Annotated in this window: 19 protein-coding genes and 1 pseudogene; 15 read left to right on the top strand and 5 right to left on the bottom strand. The window is 42.6% G+C overall.

Annotated features, from left to right (window positions below; all coding sequences use genetic code 11):
• The first annotated feature begins 305 nt into the window (after positions 1 to 305).
• The 3 genes from IM450_RS13390 to accD all read left to right on the top strand — a co-directional run bounded on the left by IM450_RS13390 (position 306) and on the right by accD (position 2336).
• Positions 306 to 1115, top strand: coding sequence for a prepilin peptidase (locus IM450_RS13390; protein WP_002802312.1), 810 nt, complete (start codon positions 306 to 308; stop codon positions 1113 to 1115).
• A 101-nt stretch (positions 1116 to 1216) separates the two neighbouring features.
• Positions 1217 to 1366 carry a hypothetical protein gene (locus IM450_RS13385; protein ID WP_002802311.1) on the top strand — a complete coding sequence of 50 codons (150 nt, stop codon included), beginning with the start codon at positions 1217 to 1219 and terminating at the stop codon, positions 1364 to 1366.
• Between the two features lie 19 nt (positions 1367 to 1385).
• Positions 1386 to 2336, top strand: coding sequence for an acetyl-CoA carboxylase, carboxyltransferase subunit beta (gene accD, locus IM450_RS13380; RefSeq protein ID WP_002802310.1), 951 nt, complete (start codon positions 1386 to 1388; stop codon positions 2334 to 2336).
• A 100-nt stretch (positions 2337 to 2436) separates the two neighbouring features.
• On the opposite strand, the gene IM450_RS13375 is transcribed toward accD, so the two are convergent.
• The gene (locus tag IM450_RS13375; RefSeq protein ID WP_002802309.1) at positions 2437 to 2820 is read right to left on the bottom strand and encodes a Fur family transcriptional regulator; all 384 of its coding nucleotides are present in this window, start codon (positions 2818 to 2820) and stop codon (positions 2437 to 2439) included.
• Between the two features lie 31 nt (positions 2821 to 2851).
• Here IM450_RS13375 and purS point away from each other — a divergent pair, with 31 nt between their 5' ends.
• From purS to IM450_RS13345, 6 genes are all read left to right on the top strand, one after another.
• Positions 2852 to 3127, top strand: coding sequence for a phosphoribosylformylglycinamidine synthase subunit PurS (gene purS / locus IM450_RS13370; protein ID WP_002802308.1), 276 nt, complete (start codon positions 2852 to 2854; stop codon positions 3125 to 3127).
• Positions 3128 to 3230: 103 nt separating this feature from the next.
• Positions 3231 to 3917: a phosphoribosylformylglycinamidine synthase subunit PurQ gene (gene purQ / locus IM450_RS13365; RefSeq protein WP_287664540.1), complete on the top strand. Its 687-nt coding sequence runs from the start codon at positions 3231 to 3233 to the stop codon at positions 3915 to 3917.
• Positions 3918 to 4270: 353 nt separating this feature from the next.
• On the top strand, positions 4271 to 5197 hold the full coding sequence (locus IM450_RS13360) for a cation diffusion facilitator family transporter (RefSeq protein ID WP_002801908.1): 927 nt from the start codon (positions 4271 to 4273) through the stop codon (positions 5195 to 5197).
• A gap of 46 nt (positions 5198 to 5243) precedes the next feature.
• Positions 5244 to 6320, top strand: coding sequence for a dTDP-glucose 4,6-dehydratase (gene rfbB / locus IM450_RS13355; protein ID WP_002801907.1), 1077 nt, complete (start codon positions 5244 to 5246; stop codon positions 6318 to 6320).
• Positions 6321 to 6514: 194 nt separating this feature from the next.
• On the top strand, positions 6515 to 6763 hold the full coding sequence (gene rpsP, locus IM450_RS13350) for a 30S ribosomal protein S16 (protein WP_002780060.1): 249 nt from the start codon (positions 6515 to 6517) through the stop codon (positions 6761 to 6763).
• On the top strand, positions 6756 to 7121 hold the full coding sequence (locus IM450_RS13345) for a KH domain-containing protein (RefSeq protein WP_287664545.1): 366 nt from the start codon (positions 6756 to 6758) through the stop codon (positions 7119 to 7121). The genes rpsP and IM450_RS13345 overlap by 8 nt, the downstream gene beginning before the upstream one ends.
• Positions 7122 to 7130: 9 nt before the next feature.
• Here the strand turns inward: IM450_RS13345 and obgE are convergent, their stop codons facing one another.
• Positions 7131 to 8159 (bottom strand): GTPase ObgE, encoded by a 1029-nt coding sequence (obgE, locus tag IM450_RS13340; protein WP_002801904.1) that lies wholly within the window; start codon positions 8157 to 8159, stop codon positions 7131 to 7133.
• A gap of 387 nt (positions 8160 to 8546) precedes the next feature.
• Positions 8547 to 8768 (bottom strand): hypothetical protein, encoded by a 222-nt coding sequence (locus tag IM450_RS13335; protein WP_253257691.1) that lies wholly within the window; start codon positions 8766 to 8768, stop codon positions 8547 to 8549.
• A 272-nt stretch (positions 8769 to 9040) separates the two neighbouring features.
• Between IM450_RS13335 and sppA the strand changes: the two genes are divergently transcribed.
• Together sppA and IM450_RS13325 are read left to right on the top strand one after the other, a co-directional pair.
• Entirely contained in the window at positions 9041 to 10852 is a 1812-nt protein-coding gene (gene sppA, locus IM450_RS13330; protein ID WP_287664549.1) for a signal peptide peptidase SppA, read from the top strand.
• Positions 10853 to 10906: 54 nt separating this feature from the next.
• A complete protein-coding gene (locus IM450_RS13325; RefSeq protein WP_287664552.1) occupies positions 10907 to 13066 on the top strand; it encodes a ComEC/Rec2 family competence protein in 2160 nt (719 codons plus the stop codon).
• Here IM450_RS13325 and IM450_RS13320 read toward each other — a convergent pair.
• Positions 13056 to 13586, bottom strand: coding sequence for a universal stress protein (locus tag IM450_RS13320; protein ID WP_287664554.1), 531 nt, complete (start codon positions 13584 to 13586; stop codon positions 13056 to 13058). The two genes, IM450_RS13325 and IM450_RS13320, sit on opposite strands and share 11 nt — an antisense overlap.
• A gap of 609 nt (positions 13587 to 14195) precedes the next feature.
• On the opposite strand from IM450_RS13320, the gene IM450_RS13315 reads away from it, so the two are divergent.
• Together IM450_RS13315 and IM450_RS13310 are read left to right on the top strand one after the other, a co-directional pair.
• A complete protein-coding gene (locus IM450_RS13315) occupies positions 14196 to 14582 on the top strand; it encodes a hypothetical protein (RefSeq protein ID WP_287664557.1) in 387 nt (128 codons plus the stop codon).
• 2 nt (positions 14583 to 14584) lie between these two features.
• Positions 14585 to 15529, top strand: coding sequence for an NAD(P)-dependent alcohol dehydrogenase (locus IM450_RS13310; protein ID WP_287664560.1), 945 nt, complete (start codon positions 14585 to 14587; stop codon positions 15527 to 15529).
• Between the two features lie 10 nt (positions 15530 to 15539).
• On the opposite strand, the gene IM450_RS13305 is transcribed toward IM450_RS13310, so the two are convergent.
• Entirely contained in the window at positions 15540 to 16775 is a 1236-nt protein-coding gene (locus IM450_RS13305; RefSeq protein ID WP_287664563.1) for a bifunctional sterol desaturase/short chain dehydrogenase, read from the bottom strand.
• Between the two features lie 212 nt (positions 16776 to 16987).
• Between IM450_RS13305 and IM450_RS13300 the strand changes: the two genes are divergently transcribed.
• Both IM450_RS13300 and IM450_RS13295 read left to right on the top strand, forming a co-directional pair.
• Entirely contained in the window at positions 16988 to 18415 is a 1428-nt protein-coding gene (locus IM450_RS13300; protein WP_287664566.1) for a glycosyltransferase, read from the top strand.
• 517 nt (positions 18416 to 18932) lie between these two features.
• Positions 18933 to 19283: pseudogene (locus IM450_RS13295) on the top strand (helix-turn-helix domain-containing protein); the annotation flags it as partial.
• Positions 19284 to 19674 lie beyond the last annotated feature (391 nt).

Here is a 19674-nt window from a genome sequence, read left to right as displayed (position 1 = left end):
GGTGGTCAACTACCTAATTTTCAGGGAAAAAGTACCTGAATTTTCCCCCCAATCACTCCAATGGTCGGCAATTTTTGAGAGAAAAAAAGTCTAAAAACCTTATCCAACAAGATTTTTAGATTTATTCAGCAAACCCTAACTAAGCTAAAGGCAGCTATAGAACTCTAATGTTTGAGTTATGGAGGTTATCTTAGTGGTGAGGTAATGCTCGAAGGGCTGCCATGCCGTCTTAACCGGTAATTTTAGATAGGCAAGCAGCTTAACCGGGTATTCTAGGAAAGTGATCGGATTTCAACCTTGAATCTATGGAAACCCTCTTTCATCTAGTTACTTTTGCCTTTGTCTTTGCTTTTGGTGCCTCGGTGGGCAGTTTTTTAAACGTGGTCATCTATAGATTACCTCAGGGGATATCTCTAGTGTATCCCCCTTCCCACTGTCCGAAATGTCACCATAGGTTAGGTAAAAGCGAGAATATACCCGTTTTCGGCTGGTTATGGCTAGGGGGTCGCTGTCGCTGGTGCAAAACCCCGATTTCTGTCCGTTATCCAGCGATCGAAACTTTTACCGGTTGGTTATTTTGTCTGGTTTTAGGAGGTTTTAGCTTTTCTTGGCAGACCCTAGGCTATTGGATTCTCCTGAGTTGGTTATTAGCTTTAGCTTTGATTGATTTTGACACGATGACGCTTCCTAACTCCCTCACCCAATCGGGATTAGTTTTAGGGATAGTTTTCCAAGCACTTCTAGGTTGGCAAAATAATCAAACTGTTATCTATCTCTTTTCAGCGATCGCTAGTGCAGTTTTAGGAGTCTGGTTATTTGATCTGATCCGGTGGGGGGGAAGTTTTGCCCTCAGACAGCAGTCCATGGGGGGAGGAGATGCCAAATTAGCGGCCATGATCGGTGCTTGGTTAGGATGGCAAGCATTATTAGTCACCGCTTTTCTGGCCTGTGCTATCGGGGCGGTGATCGGTATGACGGGCATTTGTCTCGGTAAAATGGCAAAAAGACAAGCTATACCCTTCGGGCCATTTCTTGCCCTCGGCGCTCTGATGAGTGTCTTTTGGAGTGATAAGATCATCTCAGCCTATCAAACCATTTTTTTGCCTTTGTTGTAAAAAAGCTATCTTGTCATTAAATCTTGATACAATAGTCTTCTGTGTCTTGGATCACCATTAGAACAACCCCCAGTCTAGGGTAAGCCGATTGGCTAGAGGAAATGCTCAAAGCTCACGACATCCCCAGTCGCGTTATCGCTATTGGCCTTGGTATTTATTGCGGCCAGGGGCATCAGGCCGCCCTACAAGTGCGTCCCCAAGATCGCTGGACAGCACTTTTGTTATTAAGTCCTCTAGAGGAAAGTCTATAAATTGTCTTTATTTTAAACTATGTCTCTATTTGATTGGTTTGCAAATCGCCAAAAAACAGAACCCAAGGTTCAACAACAACAGGAACGAGAAATAGCCGATGGTTTGTGGACAAAATGCCCAAATTGCGGCGTTTTGGCCTATACAAAGGATTTATTAGCTAATCAACTGGTTTGTCTCGATTGCGGTCATCATAATCGGGTGGAAAGTGAAGAAAGAATTCGCCAGTTAGTGGATGCTAATACTTGGAATTGCCTCGATGAACAGATTCGACCGACGGATCCGCTCAAATTTCGCGATCGGAAAAGTTATAGCGATCGCTTGCGGGAAACCCAAGAAAAAACCGGTCTGACTGATGCTGTCCACACGGGAACGGGGACGCTCGATGGTTTACCCTTAGCTTTAGGGGTGATGGACTTCCGTTTTATGGGGGGCAGCATGGGATCGGTGGTGGGAGAAAAACTCTGTCGTTTGACGGAACACGCTACCGATGAACGTTTACCCCTGGTGATTATCTGCGCTTCCGGCGGGGCGAGAATGCAGGAAGGAATGTTAAGTTTAATGCAGATGGCCAAGATTTCTGGCGCTCTTAACCGGCATCGGGAAGCAAAGTTACTCTATATTCCTGTCTTGACTAATCCCACCACGGGGGGAGTCACGGCCAGTTTTGCCATGTTGGGAGATATTATTATCGCCGAACCAAAGGCTACTATCGGTTTTGCTGGTAAGCGGGTAATTGAACAGACTTTGCGCGAGAAATTGCCAGAAGGTTTCCAAACATCGGAATACCTATTAAAACACGGTTTTGTCGATGCGATCATTCCTCGTCCCCATCTCAAGAAAACCCTCGCTCAATTAATTAGTTTACATCAGCCCTTTTTCCCCTTGTTATCCCCCCTCAACAGCCATCATCACTACAGTCAGCCGGAGTTAATCCCTGTGAAAACAGCCCAAGGTCAAACAACAGTTTAATCTTTGTAGGACGGCACTGGAGTTGGGAGTGCCGGAGTTGAGAGCCTGAGCATTTGTACTAAAATTTCCCGATGGGCAGTTTCAATGCAGTACAGCTTACTTAACTGGGTTGACAGTGATCGCAAAGTCCAAAAAATTCGAGAGTATGGTAATAAACCTTGAATTGGTGGGATTTTTCGAGTTTTTCTTCCAATTCATGAACGGGACACTCATTAAAGACGATAGACCGACCGCAATGAATACAGGTAAGATGGTGTTGATCCTGCTGAACGGAACTGTAGAGGGATTCTCCTGTGGCTAGGGTTCTCACCTGCACTGCACCCTGTAGCTTTAGGGATTCTAGGGCGCGGTAAACAGTGGCTAACCCCATATTTTGGTCACGCTGACGGAGTTCCACAAACAATTCTTGAGCGGATACTGCCCGATTTAAGGTTTTGAGTAAGTGGATAATGCGCTCTTGCGATCGGGTGCGTTGGGATTTCATATCAAAAAGGTCAGCGATCAAATTTAATTCTATGCCAAAAAATTATCAGTGCTGTATTTATGTTACCCTGCGCCCTTCGGTTCTCGATCCGGCGGGTACGGCGGTAGAGTCGGGATTAAAGCAATTAGGTTATGATACTGTAGCCGGGGTGCGAATTGGTAAGTATATTGAGCTTACCGTGGCAGCAGAGGATGAAACCAGCGCTCGCGCACAATTGGATCAAATGTGCGATCAACTATTGGCTAATCCTGTAATTGAAAATTATCGCTTTGATTTGCATTGTCAGGAGATAGGAGATAAGGGATAGGGATTAGGGGATAGGGAAATGGGAGAATGGGGAAATTCAACTAAAACCCTAACACCCATCTGATGAGAGCTTTCTGCACAATGAATTAACCAAGTTAAAAATTATGAAGTTTGGGATTATTGTTTTCCCCGGATCGAATTGCGATCGAGATGTGGCAACGGTGACGGAGGGGATTTTTCAGCAACCTACCCGCTATATTTGGCATCAAGAGACGGATCTAGCGGATTTGGATGTGATTGTGGTGCCGGGGGGATTTAGTTACGGCGATTATTTGCGCTGTGGTGCGATCGCTCGATTTTCACCAGCGATGAAAACTGTCCGAGAAGAAGCCGAAAAAGGTAAATTAGTTTTAGGCATCTGTAACGGTTTTCAGGTATTAACGGAAATTGGGCTGCTACCCGGTGCGTTAATTCGCAATCGCGATTTACATTTTATCTGCGATCGAGTGCCGGTAAAAGTGGAAAACAATCAATATGTCTGGACGCGAGGTTATCAACCGCAACAGGTGCTTAATTTGCCGATTGCTCACGGGGAAGGGCGTTATTATGCCGCAGAAGATACGCTAAAATCCCTGGAGGATAACGGTCAAATTCTCTGGCGTTACTGTACTCCCACAGGAGAGGTAAATGAGTCAGGAAATCCCAACGGATCGTTAAATAATATTGCGGGAATTACCAATAAAGCAGGAAATGTGCTAGGAATGATGCCTCATCCCGAACGCGCCGCCGATCCGCTGCTCAATTTGACCGATGGGAGTCTGTTATTTCAGGAGTTGATCAATTGTTGTTGACTAGACCTCTTGTAAAAATCAAAAATTGTTGTTGGGGTCAGGAGTCAGTAGTCAGGAGAATTAAAAATGAATAATAATCAATTAAATGGTCTATTTACAGACTTGAGGCAATTCAATCCTTATTTTTGCCGTTTTTAAACCCTCAAATAGTTGGGGTTTTGGGGTTTTGGGGTTTTAGTTGAAATTTCCCTGATAAGTAGCTGGTTATAATTAAATTAAAAATGGACTTTAGGTTCGATCCCCCCTGCCCCCCTTGATAAGGGGGGTGCCGATAGGCGGGGGGATCTGATAACTTTTAACGCCTACCTACTTAACTGATAACTGATAACTGATAACTGATAACTGATAATCCTGTGGCTGTTTTAAAAGATAATCGGGCTACCGTCCAAAAAGTTCTCTGGATCACCCTGCTGCTGAACATTTTGGTTATGGCGATCAAAGCGGGGGTGGGTTTGAGAATTGGTGCTTTAAGTCTGCAAGCGGATGCTCTCCATAGTGTCACCGATAGTGCTAATAATGTCTTGGGATTAGTAGCGATGCGGTTTTCTTCTCCCTATCCCGATCGAGATCATCCCTACGGACATCTGAAATACGAAGCGATCGGAGCTTTAGCGATCGCCGCCTTTTTGGGGATTGCCTGTTTTGAAATCTTGCAAGGGGCGGTCATGAGTATTATCAAAGGAGGCAAACCCGTCGAGATTGCAGGTCCTGAGTTATGGCTATTAATTATCGTTTTAGGGGTGAATATTTTTGTCACCTATTATGAAAGATCCGTGGGGCAGCGTGTCGGTAGTCCGATTTTGATTGCCGATGCTCGTCATACCATGAGTGATGTGTGGGTGACAATTACGGTTTTATTGGGTTTAGTCGGGGTTTGGGTGGGCAATACGGCTAATATTCCCCAATTACAATGGTTAGATGTGATTTTGTCCTTTCCCGTCGCTTTTTTGGTGTTTAGCAGTGGTTGGAAAGTCCTGATGGAGAATTTACCTTTGTTAGTGGATGAAATGGCGATCGCTCCTGAAGTGATTCATCAAATTGTCATGGAGGTGCCGGGGGTGCTTAATTGCCATGCGATCGCATCTCGGGGAGTGGTGGGAAGACAGGTATTTATAGAAATGCACCTAGTTGTCTCCGCTCAAGATGTGGAAACTGCTCACGCAATCACGGAAGCGGTAGAAGCAAGATTAACCCAACAATTTAGCCCTGTGAGAATTTTAATTCACGTTGAACCGCCGGATTATCGATCGGATCAGATCACTTTTGATGAAGAAGTGTGAAGCAAAAAAGCCTAAAATAAGTAGCGAACTTTTGCTAGAGGTGGCCATGGCGACAGAAAATCAAGCTAGAAACATAGTAATTACTGGTGGAGCGGGATTTATCGGCTCGAATTTTGTTCATCATTGGTGCGAGAATTATCCTGAGGATCGTGTCATTGTTCTCGATGCTCTTACCTACGCAGGCAATTTGAATAATTTAGCGACACTGAAAGATAGAAAGAATTTTCGTTTTCTGCAAGGGGATATCTGCGATCGAGCTTTAGTTGATCAATTATTTGCCGGTGAAAATATCGATACAGTTGCCCATTTTGCCGCCGAATCCCATGTGGATCGATCGATTCTTGGACCTGGGGCTTTTGTGCAAACTAATGTGGTGGGAACTTTTACTCTATTAGAAAGTTTTCGGCAACATTGGTTAAGTAATCATCAACCGGATAACTATCGTTTTCTGCACGTTTCCACCGATGAGGTTTATGGCAGTTTAGGAGTAGATGATCCAGCTTTTACCGAAACTACTCCCTATGCTCCTAATAGTCCCTATTCTGCCTCAAAAGCGGGGAGTGATCATCTAGCGAGAGCTTATTTTCATACCTACGGAATGCCGACAATTATTACTAATTGCTCTAATAATTATGGTTCCTATCATTTTCCCGAAAAGTTAATTCCTTTGATGTGTATTAATATTCTTTTGGGTAAACCTTTACCCGTTTATGGTGATGGTCAAAATGTTCGAGATTGGTTATATGTGCGGGATCATTGTCAAGCTTTAGATACAGTTATTCACAAGGGAAAAGTGGGAGAAACTTATAATATTGGCGGAAATAATGAGGTAAAAAATATCGATTTAGTCAGGATGTTATGTGAGTTAATGGATGAATTAGCTCCCGATTTACCCGTGAAACCTGCTCAGAATTTAATTACTTTTGTCAAGGATCGCCCTGGACACGATCGCCGGTATGCTATTGATGCCAGTAAAATTCGCACCGAATTAGGTTGGCAACCTCAAGAAACCGTAGAGGGGGGATTAAGAAAAACCATTCAATGGTATCTCGATCATCGGGATTGGTGGCAACCTTTGTTATCCAAAGAATATCAAGAGTATTATGGGAAAGTTTACGGTTAGAGAGGGGTAAAAACTTTAATCTTAATTTTGGGTGTGTTAGCCAAAACTAACACCCTCAAACCTTGTACCTCACTATTAAGATATCGGCGTTATTTTCAATAATATCGAAAGGCTGCCCACCGTTCCCTCGATCGCCACTTGTGGAAATACCGCCTGGATGAGTTAGAATCGGAAAGGAGAATTTTTGAGTAACCATGATCAAATTACGTCTAAAACGCTTTGGTAAAAAACGCGAAGCCAGTTATCGTATCGTTGCGGCCGTTAGCACCAGTCGTCGCGATGGTCGTCCCCTAGAGGAGTTAGGATTCTACAATCCCCGCACCGATGAAGTGCGTCTGGATGAGGAAGGGATTATCCGACGCTTACAACAAGGAGCGCAACCGACGGACACCGTGCGCGGCATTCTCACCAAACAGAAAATTTTCGAGAAAATCAATGCCTAGTACCCCCAATTATCTCGAACTGGTGAAATTTATGATCGAGCCGTTTTTAGAAGATCCGGCCAGTCTGAGATTGGATATCGAGCGCTGTAAGGAAAATGAACGTCTTTGGGTGCGTGTAGCCTTCGATGATGCCGATAAAGGCAAAGTTTACGGCCGGGGAGGACGCAATTTACAGGCGATTAGAACTACCCTAGAAATGGCGGCCGCGAGTGTGGGTCGCTCTCTTTATCTAGAAGTCTATGCGGCCGAAAATGAAGCTGAACAGCGCCGCACCCGTCGTTCTAATGGTAACTTTGAAGGTACGGAAAGAAGACCGAGCAATCGCCGACCACCCGCACCCCGGCAACCCAACAACTAACGAGCGATTTTAGGAAAACAGGGAAGGGGTTTCAACCTCGACCCTCTCCAGTTGCTCTAATTGCTGCCAAACTTTGGCGAGTAAAGTGGTTAATCCGGCTCCCGTCACGGCGGAAATAGTCAAAATCTCGGCATTGGTTATTTTAGCAAACTGCTTTTGGTAGTTATCTATCGTTTCCTCGTCCACAGCATCAATTTTGTTGAAAACCAGTATTTGCGATCGCTTTTCCAATTCCCGACCATAGGCGGCTAATTCCCCTTGAATAATTTGATAATCGGCGATCGGGTCTTCTGATGTCAAGGAGACAAGATGAATTAACAGGCGTGTGCGTTCGATATGGCGTAAAAATTCGTGTCCTAAGCCGATTCCTAGATGCGCTCCCTCGATTAATCCAGGAATATCGGCGAATACCGTCCCATCTCCCGTGGGTTTGCGTACCACTCCCAAGTTAGGAATGAGAGTCGTAAAGGGATAATCGGCGATTTTGGGACGAGCAGAGGAAACGGCCGAGATTAGGGTGGATTTTCCCGCATTGGGCAGCCCGATAATGCCCACTTCCGCTAATAACTTCAATTCTAGGCGTAAATGGCGTTTTTCTCCGTCTAAACCGGGTAAAGCGTATTCGGGTGCGCGATTATTATTACTTAAAAAGTGGCGGTTGCCTAATCCCCCTTTTCCCCCGGCAGCCACGATTAAAGTCTGTTCGGGAGTGACCAAATCGCCGATAATTTCCTCGCTATCGAGATCGTAAACCACTGTACCACAGGGAACTTTAATAATGCGATCGCTACCGTTGGCTCCCGTGCAGTTGTTCGGACCGCCCCGTTTACCGTCATCGGCCTTAAAATAGCGACTATACTGGAAATCTAGCAGGGTTTGCAGGTTCTGAGTCGCCACAAAAATCACCGAACCACCTTTTCCCCCATTACCTCCGGCCGGACCGCCAGCGGGGACGTATTTTTCCCGACGGAAAGCGACAATTCCATCACCTCCCTTACCCCCCTCTACTTCTATTTCGGCGCGATCAATAAACTGCATAAGATTAAGTAGTTAAAGTGAAAAAATGATCAAGCTTAAAGCTGTTATATGTTAATATCTTGCCAATTTAAAGCTTCTGCAAATCCCTGAAAATGTTTGACATTAGTAGTAGTGTGGAAGGAACCACAGAGACACAAAGGACACAAAGATCGCTACCATATAAGTTAAACTTATCACACAAAGAATAAGAGAGCCGATATTGTTTTTTTATAACTGCCAATGAGCAAGAATAAGTAATAGGACAAAATTAACTTCTTAGTTAGGATAGGCAAAAGGCACTCATGCAAGAGGTAGTTAGATATGTCTAATTAATTGTGTCCAGCTACTTAATAATATCCACATCAATATTGTAATTATCAGCCGTTTGTTTGCCAATCTTTAGAGTTTCTAGCCAAGGCTATAAAGCTTTAAACCTAAAGGACGAGCATTATCAATCGCGGTCTGAAAATTGAGCAAACACTGGGAAATTTCTTGGTCTTGCTCATCGGTTATTTGTGACCGTTTTTGTCGTCTTTGTTCTAAGATAGCCAAAGCCGAACGATTTCGTTTAATTTGTTCTTTTCGCTCCCAATCTGGATAATTGACGAGTTTGGGTTTTAATTGATTCATCTCTTTTAAGTAGGTAGGTGTTAAAAATTGCCAGACACCCCCCTTATCAAGGGGGGAAGGGGGGATCAAAGACAGAATCTATCTTCAATTTAATTGATTCATCTCTTTGACTGGAAATTGTCTATCACAATCTTAGCCGATCCCTTGACATCTCACAACTCCAGTCACTATCCCCAAGACTTTAAGTACATTTGTTCGTAAATAAAAAACTTGTTTCTGGGCGGGGAATCCCTACAATAGGAAACAGGATAATTAGTAGCAGATGAAAACCGATGGGCCAGTTTTTTAAACAAACTTTCGCTAGTTGCTTGGGAACTTTATTGGGATTATTGGCATTTTCGGTCTTAGGTGTGGGGGGATTAGCATTTTTACTGCTTTCTTCCCTTATGTCTAGCGATAGCTCCTCAGTTAAGGAAAAATCGGTCTTAGTTTTTAACTTAGCCACCAATATCAGCGATGCTCCCCCTAGTTCCAGTTTAGCCGATAGTTTGACCGGTGAGAGTGCGACCACTTTAAATTTGCGACAGGTGATAGCGGCGATCGAAAAGGCCGCCCTTGATGATAACATTGTCGGTCTGTTACTCTATGGTCGCGACAATATCGGTGAATATGGCTATGCTACCCTGACGGAAGTGCGGCAAGCTTTGGCAAAATTTCGCCAATCGGGTAAAAAAATTATCGCCTACGATATGGAATGGACGGAAAAGGAATATTATCTCGCTTCCGTTGCTGAAACGGTGATTATTAATCCCGTGGGGAGAATGGAAATTAATGGTTTAAGTAGTCAACAAACCTTTTTTGCCGATGCACTAGAAAAGTATGGTGTGGGGGTGCAAGTGGTAAAAGTGGGTTCTTTTAAAGGTGCAGTGGAACCCTATACGCGTCAGGATTTAAGTGTCCAGAATCGTCAGCAGCTGCAAACCCTACTCGATACAATTTGGTCTAATTATAGTTCCACAGTGGCCAAAAGTCGCAATTTAACCCCCCAACAGGTGCAAACTATTTCTGATACTCAAGGTATTCTGGAAGCAACCACAGCGAAAAAGGCGGGTTTTGTCGATGAAGTGGCCTATTTAGATCGAGTAATTGTTTTGGCTAAAGAGTTGACAGGAGAAGCAAAAAATAAAACTAATGAGGAGGAAAATTCTGGCTCTTTTTCGCAAATTTCTTTAGCTAATTATGCTAGTTCTCTCGATGAGGAGGAAAATAGTAGCAATCAAATAGCGATAGTTTATGCAGAAGGGACAATCGTAGAAGGTCAGGGAGATAGAGGCCAAATCGGTGGGGATAAATTGGCGAAGGAACTGCGAAAATTACAGGGGAAGGAGGAGGTGAAAGCGGTAGTTTTGCGGATTAATAGTCCGGGGGGAAGTGCCACCGCTTCTGAGGTGATTCTGCGGGAAATTAAGCGTTTAGATGCGACCAAACCGGTAATTATTTCTATGGGTGATGTGGCAGCTTCTGGGGGTTATTGGATCGCCATGGGGGGTCAAAGAATTTTTGCCGATAATGATACAATTACTGGTTCGATCGGTGTGTTTGGATTATTGTTAAATATCCAGAAGATTGCTAATAATAATGGCATCGATTGGGATACGGTAAAAACTGGACAATTAGCCGATATATCTACTATTACCAGACCGAAAAATCCCCAAGAATTAGAAATTTATCAAGCGGCAGTTAATCGGTTCTATGATTTATTTATCGAGACGGTGGCCCAGGGGCGAAAATTATCTCCAGACAAGGTTAGAACTGTGGCCCAAGGTCGTGTCTGGACGGGAAAAGATGCGGTTAAAATTGGTTTAGTTGATCAAATTGGTGGTCTAGAAGCGGCCGTGCAATATGCGGCCAAAACAGCTAAATTAGGGGATGATTGGAGTCTTCAAGAATATCCTCGATCGCAAAGTTGGCAAGAAGAACTTTTTTCTAATTTCTTGCAAACCTATCTTCCTCCTCTCACTAAAAATAATCATCCTTTGACGCAGGAATGGCAAAATTTTCAGCAGGAATTATTGAAGTTACCTACATTCAACGATCCCCATAGTGTTTATGCTAAGTTACTTTTTAATCTCGATTTTCGCTGATACTTATGTAAAAATAATGCCCGCTAATTCTGAAATTCTTTAACAAAAATTTCTATGAATCGCCCTAATAGCGTTATTCTTGGTTTAGCCTATATTCTGGGATTATTATCTACAGGTCTGGTAGATTTTAGTCCCTGGTTAAACCGATGGCAAGAAGTGGTAATTAGAATTGTTATTCTTGGTTTAATTACCCTGTTAACCACAACTTTTATCCGTCGTTTTTGGTGGCAAAGTCCCCCGAAACAAATTTGGCTGATAGCGGGATTAATAGCTATCTTTGCGGTTGTTTATCTGGAAATTCGTACTCCTTACCCCAGCGCAAATGATATCAGTCATCTTTTAAAAAATAATGTAGTTAACTCTATTAAAATCACGGGCAATATTATATCAGAAATTCGTCTCAATCGCCGAGAAAATTTACAATTTTGGTTAGAAGTAAAAGAATTTAGCCTCAAGGATTTACCAACAAAAAAATCCACGGGTAAACTCTACGTTACTCTGCCAAATCTAGCAGAAAATCAGGTTTATCCCGGACAAGAAATAACAATTAAAGGATTACTGTATCGTCCCCGTCGTGCCAATAATCCCAATGCTTTTGACTTTGCTAATTATCTAGCGCGTCGGGGTGCTTTTGCTGGTTTAAAAGGGGAAATAATTATCAATAAAAAGTCACCGACTTGGGGAGTTTGGCAGATTCGTCAGCGCATTGTTGAGGCACAAATTCAAGGACTAGGCCAAGAAAAAGGGACTTTATTAAGTTCGATTACCCTCGGACGACAAGCAGTTAATTTGCCAGCAAAAATCACTGATTTATTTATTAAAACTGGATTAGCTCACATTTTAGCAGCTTCTGGCTTTCATGTGGCTATTTTGTTGGGATTTGTTTTAACTATTACTCGCAATTTATCCCCCAAACAACAGTTTATTATTGCCCTTACTATCTTAATAATTTACGGTACTTTAACAGGGTTACAACCTTCAGTCCTGCGGGCGATTTTGATGGGAATTGGGGCATTAATCGGTCTGCTTTATAATCGACAAGTTAATAGTTTAGGTTCCCTGTTACTAGCGGCTACAATTCTATTATTATGGCAACCTCTCTGGATTTGGGATTTAGGATTTCAGTTAAGTTTTTTAGCGACTTTGGGATTAATTATTACCGTTCCTTTACTGAAAAATAAAATCGACTATTTCCCTAATTTAATCGCTGAACCTATAGCTATTAGTCTAGCTGCTACTCTCTGGACTATGCCTTTATTAATGTTTACCTTTAACTCGATCGCTCTTTATAATATCCCCATTAATATTATCACAACCCCCCTAGTTACCCTAATTAGTTTAGGAGGAGTTTTTACTGCTTTTTTAGGTTTAATTTATCCCCCTTTGGGCAGTATCAGCGCTAGTATTCTCTATTACCCTCTAGAGTTATTACTGCAAATTACCAACTTTTTTAGTCTGCTTCCTTTTAGTACCTACTCCACAGGTAAATTATCTTTAGGAGTGATGTTAATTATTTATATTTGCCTTACCTTAATCTGCTTTAATCTCTGGTTTCGTCAACGGTGGCATTTAATCGGGTTATTTATCCTCGCTGTAATTTTAATACCGATTATTTATCAGCATTTAACTTTAACTCAGGTGACAGTTTTAGCCACCAAATCGCAACCGGTAATAATTATTCAAAATCGAGGAAATACTCTGTTAATTAATGGGGAAGAACCCGCAACAGCACGTTATACAGTTTTGCCCTTTTTGCGACAGGAGGGAATTAATCAAATACAAGGGGCAATAACTGTCAATAATCCGGCGCAATTCTCAACTATCAGTGAGAGCATACCGATCAAAAAAACTATTAATTTATCCCGGTTAGAAAAATTTAATCTCGGCGAAATTACTGGACAATTGATCGAGAAAAATTTATTTAAATTTCAGGTGAAAAATCAATCTTGGCTCTGGATTATCAACCCGAAAAATCCCGTTAATTTATCCCAAGAATTTAGCCCCCTAGTGTTATTATGGCAGGGAAGCAATCTAGATAAACAATGGTTAGAGTCCATTCGACCACAAACAGCGATCGCTGTTACTAACAATCTCTCCCGTAATGCCAGAAATCAACTGAGAAAGGCTAGGATTAAGACTTACTGGACTGGGAGAGATGGAGCAATTCAATGGACAGCAAAAAATGGATTTCAACCCTTTCTAATTAATGAGTGATATGTACCACCAAAACTGAACAGGGAGCATGATGTACCACATAATTACTGACACTACCTAAGATTAACTCAGATAAACCCGATCGACCGTGACGACCAACAATAATTAAATCTATCCCCTCTTGCTGGGCAACTTGACAAATTTTCTGGCCCGGATCACCGATATAATAATCAGCCCGGGCTGTGATATTATCTTCCTTAGCTCGATCAACTAAACCGTTTAACCAGGCTTGTAATTCCGCCTGCATTTCTTCGGTGATTTGTTGTTCTAAGGCGATCATATCGGGGGGATAACCGCCACCATAACCGATCAGATTACCATAAATAAAAGTTTCCGTGTAGGGAATCAAAGGTTTAGACAGACTATAAATAATCCGCAACTCACTAGCGTAGGTTTTCGCTAAGAGAATAGCCGCATTCAACACCTCTGGAGTGGGATCTTGATAATCCACAGCCACGAGAATTTTATTATAGAGTTTGTTGGTATCCCGATCGACTGAGAGTGTTTCCGTATTATTCATAGAATTAACCTCCTCGATAGCAGATAACTTCAGGGTTGAAGTTGCCTTTTTCCCATCGGCTGCCAGCAATACTCTGGGGAAATAGTCAAAAATTGCTGAAAGCTGATGACTGATGGTTGACGCTCCCCTACCTCTAGTGTGACATTTTTCGGATAATCTAGCTGAATTACCAAGAAAATTAACAATTTACCCTACTGTCACCCCCTCTTCTGCTCCAAGCACCCATCATTTGTTGATACATATCATAGTCAGAACAGGATCAAGATTACATCTATATTGGCGCTAATGGGGGATGATACATTGAAAGCGGATGTTTAAAGCTGTCCTGGCGTGTGAACCTCTTACAAATAGATTATATTTATAGATGTTAGTTCTTTTACACGCCTTTTTTTCCCTTTTTAACCCCAAATCCGTTTTTAAGCAGAAGTTATTCAAAGAGGGCGAATACAATTCGCCCCTACAATAAATAATATTATCGCGCCAATGGTAGGGGCGCACTGCGTGCGCCCAAAATGTCATCTAGATATTTCGACCAAATTGAGATGCAGCCTTTGCCAAGGGCAGCTAAAGTGTATAATCCAATTAGAGCGAGTTCTAAACCAACAACTTATGATTAGTCGCTACATTGTTGCATGGCTCCCGATGATCGTAATAGGAATTAGTAACGGTATCCTCAGAGAAAGCACCTACGGAAAATATCTCGATGAACTACGCGCTCATCAAATTTCTACCCTGACAGGAATCCTTTTTTTTAGTCTTTATATTGGCACTCTTGTCTATTTTTGGGGTCTAGAATCCTCCATTCAAGCAATTAGTATCGGTTTAATTTGGTTACTATTAACAGTGGGTTTTGAGTTTCTGTTTGGTCATTTTATCGCCGGTCACTCTTGGTCAAGATTAGGGCAAGATTATAATCTTTTAGCGGGACGAGTTTGGATTTTGGTTCTCTTGGTCATTACTTTTGCTCCTCTACTATTTTATCAACTTTTTTCTTAATTATGAAAGCTATTATCATTAATCGCTATGGCGATAGTAATGTTCTCCAATACACCGAAATAGAAAAGCCAATTCCCCAAGGGAAAGAAGTCTTAATTAAGATTATGGCAGCGGGAATTAATCCGATTGATTGGAAGATTCGTCGGGGGATGCTCAAAATAGCCACAGGTAATAAATTTCCCCTGCAATTAGGTTTTGATTATGGGGGAATTATCGTTGAAAAAGGCAGTCAGGTGGAACAATTCCAGATCGGAGATGAGGTTTTTGGTTTTCTCAATCAATTACCCGGTAGAACCTATGCTGAATATGCAATTATTCCCGCTTCCCTCTTAGTTAAAAAACCGCATAATCAGAGTTTTATTGAAGCTGCCGCCACTCCTTTAGCCGCTTCTACCGCTTTGCAAGTCTTGCGGGATTTTGGCGGCATTCAAGCAGGAAATCGGATTTTAGTTAATGGTGCATCGGGAGGAGTGGGTAGCTTTGCCGTGCAGATAGGAAAAATTTTCTCTGCGGAAGTAGATGCAGTTTGTAGTAGTAAAAATATCGATTATGTCACCTCTTTAGGAGCAGATAAAGTTATAGATTATACCCAAGAAGATTGGAGAAAAACTGAGCAGAAATATGATATAATCTTCGATGCTGTGGCTAAGTCTTCTTTTTGGCACTGTCGTCAGCTTTTAAAACCCCAAGGGACCTATATAACCACCCTACCAAATCCCGGAATTATCCTCTTAAATTATCTCAGTGCTTGGTTGCCCCAAAAAGGGAAACTGATATTTTTTGCTCAAGCACAAGCGTCCGACTGGCAATTTCTCAAAGAAGCGATCGAATCGGGTAAATTAACTGTTAGAATCGATCGCACCTATACTTTTTCCCAGGTGGCAGCAGCTCATAATTATAGTGAATCGGAAAGAGTGCGAGGAAAAATAGTCTTAATCCCCGATTAAGGATAAATAGTTAGGGATTTTCCCGATTTTTTGGGGAACGAGTAAATAGTTTTAAGTAGGTAGAAACAGAGAATTCTTTAATTGGAAAGGTGATAAAAGTCAAGGGATTAATAGTAATAATAATATTGCGGCTATCCCTCTGTACCGCCTTGATAATCTGTTTAGCCACCCAATCGGCGGACATAATACCCACAGGATTTAAATTACTCTTAAAAGGGCCAAGAATTAGCTTTCTCACCACACAGGGGGCATCTAAACGACGCAGGGTAATCATATCACCGATCGCCCGTTTACTGAGTTCGTAGAGGGGACTAAAGGCAGGATTAACCTCCGCTTCCGAGGTATTCACCCAGACTTCCTTGCGGGCAATTTGCTCGTTAGTGCGGACAGTTTTGAAGAATAATTCCATTAAACGCCAGACGGAAAAAGTATTCACTTGGTAGGCTAATTCGATCGCTTCTGGGGTTCTTTGGCCGTGGACATTAACGCCATGATTTAAAATCAGTATATCTACAGACTTAAATAGGTCCTCAAGTTGCGTTTCTTCACCGATTTGCCATTTTACGGTTTTGACAGGTACTGATTCGCCGTTAATTTCAATAGCGATCGCATTGTCCCCGGAAGTGAGCGCGATTACCTTGGCTCCCTTCAGTTGTAGGTACTTTAACAGCGATCGCCCTAAAGTTCCATTCGCCCCGGTAATGGCGATCGTTTTGCCCTTGAGAGAAAGTGCCGTCCCCATCAATTTATCCATAAAGGTGAAAGTGCCACAATAATAAGCCTTTTGGTTATCAAAATGGTGTCGCCAGTGGTAGGTACGATTAACGCGCCATTGAGCGGGAAAACTCTCAAATTGCCCCGGACGATGGGTTAAATCGGTTAATTCCTCCAGATTGGCGATCCCTAAACCTCGACCGATCGCCGTACTGAGAAAAGCCAAAGTATAAAGGGAACCTAACCAACCCAACCAAGGGCGATCGAACCCCCAAGAGTAGGCCAATAGTACCGGTAAAACACTGGCAGCCAACATGACCAAGGCTTCCGGTACATCATTGTACCAGTGCGCCCGACGATAAATTTCCTTGCTCATTACCGACAGATCGGGACGAAAAACCCGATGATGCCAGACGTGCAGACGATAAAGGGGCTGCCAATGGTGGGCCAGAGCATGATAGCTATCACGCACGATCTCCACCCAAATAATTGAGCCACAAATCAGTCCGACACAGAGGAGCAGGTTTGACATAAGGGATAAATGTTAAATTTTTCTCAACGAATGTAAACAAAGCAATCTTAGCCGAAAAAGCGCATTTATAGGGAAAAAAAAGCCAATAGCTTGAAAAACTAGGGTTTATTTCCCGAAAAAACTTAAGATTCTGTTAAAAATTTTAACAATTTTCGGTAAGATAAAGCAAGAAATAAGCTTCTACTGGAACAGTTACTTAACCTGAGTCGATTATGGCAGAAAATTATTGGTCGCGAGAGGATGATAACGAAGAATTAGACCCGATTGGTTCCCTCCTATCTGACTGGTCCGATCCCGAAGACGAGGAGGACGAATTTAGGAGCGAAATTTTTCAAGGCCGATCGGGACGCAGACAGAAAGCGGCTTTTAGCCTGATGGCGATCTGGACAATAATTATCGGACTTCATTGGCTGAGTTGGGGTTATTGGGCAATTATCGCCTTAACTATCGTACTATCGGGGCAAGCTTTGCGGCTGCTGTTCACCAAACCGGAAACGCCGCCAATTCCCTTACTGGATAAGGATTTAGCCTCTGTCCCCGGGGTTTCTCTCTTAGTAGCGGCCAAAAATGAAGAAACCGTAATCACGAAACTGGTTAATTATCTCTGTCATCTAGACTATCCCCAAGATAAGTTAGAAGTTTGGATCGTCGATGACTATAGTACCGATAACACGGGGGCGATTCTCGATCGCCTTGCTTTAGAATATCCCCAATTAAAAATTCTTCATCGTCCTGCTAATGCCGGAGGTGGCAAATCCGGCGCCTTGAATCAGGTTTTATCCCTAACTAACGGGGAAATTATCGGCGTATTCGATGCGGATGCGGGATTATCCTCCGATTTACTGCGTCATGTGGTGCCGATGTTCGACGAGCGAGAAGTGGGTGCGGTACAGGTGCGAAAAGCGATCGCCAATGCCGCCGAAAACTTCTGGACAAAAGGACAAGCGGTAGAAATGATTTTTGATAGCTGTTTCCAACAGCAACGGATCGCGGTGGGAGGGATCGGAGAATTGCGCGGAAATGGTCAATTTGTACGACGTAGTGCCTTAAATCGTTGCGGGGGTTGGAATGAACAAACGATCACCGACGATCTTGATTTAACTATTCGTCTCCATATCGATAATTGGAAAATTAATGTCTTAAATTTTCCCGCAGTAGCGGAAGAAGGGGTGAAAACCGCGATCGCTTTATGGCATCAGCGCAATCGCTGGGCCGAAGGTGGTTTTCAGCGTTATCTCGACTATTGGAAAGCGATTTTAAAGTCTCCCATGCCTTGGCCGAAAAAGTTTGATTTAATTGCTTTTTTGCTCGTTCAATATATCTTACCTGCGGCCGCTATTCCCGATCTTTTAATCACTATTACCCAGCATCAAGCTCCGATTTTAACGCCTTTAACTGGTTTGGCTCTTTCCCTTTCTCTCTGGGGTATGGTGACAGGATTAATCCGGGTTAATACGGGTAAAAAATTCACTTTCGCTCTCGGTTTAAATATCCTTGCTCAAACCATTCGCGGCATGATTTATATGATGCACTGGTTTATTATTATTCCCAGTGTCAGCCTGCGGATGGCTTTGCGTCCTAAACGTTTAAAATGGGTGAAAACCGTTCATCTGGGGGAACATCTCAGCGCCGAGGTTTAATTTTTGAGGATAGACTCCAAAAATTTTGGCTTTATCAGACCTGAAATCCCATGTCAGCCAAGGTTACAGCCCTTACAAGCCCCTTTTGGAAAAATTTCCAATTTCCTTAATCATGCTTGCTGCCAATAATGTGTTAATTTGGATACAGAATTGAATTCCGTGACAGCACTGGGGTAGCGAAAAGCGCTCGCTCCAGTTTTTTTTATCTAAATCGGGGTTGGGGGTTAGGGGGAGTAGGGAGAAAAAAGCTGATGGCTCTCTTGGGTTTGCTGGGGAAAATGTATTCTAAGATACAGTCCTGCGGGGGAGCGAATGGAACGAACCACAAAGACACAAAGGACACGAAGATTGATCGCTACCATATAAGTTAAATTTATCACACAAATAATAAGAGAGCCAGCTGACGGCTTACCATCTCAATCATCAAGATAGCTGCTCAATTGAAAATAGGGCAATTATTGGAGCCATGAGGTACAATAGAAGGCAAATAGACAAATAATTGAGAGTCAGAGCAGACATGAGACCCTATTCAGTAGATTTTCGCCAAAAAATTATCGATGTCTGGGAAAAAGAAAAAATTTCTATTCGAGAACTAGCCAAAAGATTTAATGTGGCCAAAAGCTTTATTCAAAAGTTATTGAAACAATATCAAGAAACTGGAGATATCCGTCCCCGTCCCCAGGGAGGGAGTCCCCCAAGCAAGTTAAATAGTGAGCAATTAGTAATTCTTGTCGAAATCATCGAAGCTAACAGGGATGCAACCCTGCAAGAATTATCTAACTTACTCTATGAAAAGACAGAGATTAAAGTCAGTAGAGCCACCCTAGGGCGAATTACGAAAAAACTGAATCAAAGTTTTCCCAAAAAATTCCACAGGAGTCCGAGAAAGTTGGCGAAAAAGTAACATGGTTTCCCATTTGCTTGTCGATGAAGTATTGGTTAAGTAACTGGTTATAATTAAATTAAAAATGGATTTTAGGTTCGATCCCCCCTGCCCCCCTTAATAAGGGGGGTGCCGATAGGCGGGGGGATCTGACAACTTTTAACGCCTACCTACTTAGTTTTGACGTTAGCGCTCGCCTTTTTAACCTTCAGTCTTGAGAAAACGGGTTTCTTAAAGAAACCCGTTTTCTGATGGCTTGAGGTTTAACCGCACCGAATTTAATTTGATTTTCTCTGATTCATGAATAAACCTGATGAAAAAAAAAAAAAAAAATAAGCATACTTTATATTCTATTGACAGTAGAAAAAAACGCTCT

The sequence above is a fragment of the Microcystis sp. M083S1 genome (assembly GCF_020246405.1).
Classification (GTDB): Bacteria; Cyanobacteriota; Cyanobacteriia; order Cyanobacteriales; family Microcystaceae; genus Microcystis; species Microcystis aeruginosa_C.
The sequence above is the reverse complement of the archived record's forward strand: the minus strand, read 5'-3'. Positions and strand labels throughout refer to the sequence as shown.

Bases quoted from the DNA above. Each gene is read 5' to 3' on its own strand.
- IM450_RS13390 (WP_002802312.1), top strand. From the start codon at position 306: ATGGAAACCCTCTTTCATCTAGTTACTTTTGCCTTTGTCTTTGCTTTT.
- IM450_RS13385 (WP_002802311.1), top strand. From the start codon at position 1,217: ATGCTCAAAGCTCACGACATCCCCAGTCGCGTTATCGCTATTGGCCTT.
- accD (WP_002802310.1), top strand. From the start codon at position 1,386: ATGTCTCTATTTGATTGGTTTGCAAATCGCCAAAAAACAGAACCCAAG.
- IM450_RS13375 (WP_002802309.1), bottom strand. From the start codon at position 2,820: ATGAAATCCCAACGCACCCGATCGCAAGAGCGCATTATCCACTTACTC.
- purS (WP_002802308.1), top strand. From the start codon at position 2,852: ATGCCAAAAAATTATCAGTGCTGTATTTATGTTACCCTGCGCCCTTCG.
- purQ (WP_287664540.1), top strand. From the start codon at position 3,231: ATGAAGTTTGGGATTATTGTTTTCCCCGGATCGAATTGCGATCGAGAT.
- rfbB (WP_002801907.1), top strand. From the start codon at position 5,244: ATGGCGACAGAAAATCAAGCTAGAAACATAGTAATTACTGGTGGAGCG.
- rpsP (WP_002780060.1), top strand. From the start codon at position 6,515: ATGATCAAATTACGTCTAAAACGCTTTGGTAAAAAACGCGAAGCCAGT.
- IM450_RS13345 (WP_287664545.1), top strand. From the start codon at position 6,756: ATGCCTAGTACCCCCAATTATCTCGAACTGGTGAAATTTATGATCGAG.
- obgE (WP_002801904.1), bottom strand. From the start codon at position 8,159: ATGCAGTTTATTGATCGCGCCGAAATAGAAGTAGAGGGGGGTAAGGGA.
- IM450_RS13335 (WP_253257691.1), bottom strand. From the start codon at position 8,768: ATGAATCAATTAAAACCCAAACTCGTCAATTATCCAGATTGGGAGCGA.
- sppA (WP_287664549.1), top strand. From the start codon at position 9,041: ATGGGCCAGTTTTTTAAACAAACTTTCGCTAGTTGCTTGGGAACTTTA.
- IM450_RS13325 (WP_287664552.1), top strand. From the start codon at position 10,907: ATGAATCGCCCTAATAGCGTTATTCTTGGTTTAGCCTATATTCTGGGA.
- IM450_RS13320 (WP_287664554.1), bottom strand. From the start codon at position 13,586: ATGAATAATACGGAAACACTCTCAGTCGATCGGGATACCAACAAACTC.
- IM450_RS13315 (WP_287664557.1), top strand. From the start codon at position 14,196: ATGATTAGTCGCTACATTGTTGCATGGCTCCCGATGATCGTAATAGGA.
- IM450_RS13310 (WP_287664560.1), top strand. From the start codon at position 14,585: ATGAAAGCTATTATCATTAATCGCTATGGCGATAGTAATGTTCTCCAA.
- IM450_RS13305 (WP_287664563.1), bottom strand. From the start codon at position 16,775: ATGTCAAACCTGCTCCTCTGTGTCGGACTGATTTGTGGCTCAATTATT.
- IM450_RS13300 (WP_287664566.1), top strand. From the start codon at position 16,988: ATGGCAGAAAATTATTGGTCGCGAGAGGATGATAACGAAGAATTAGAC.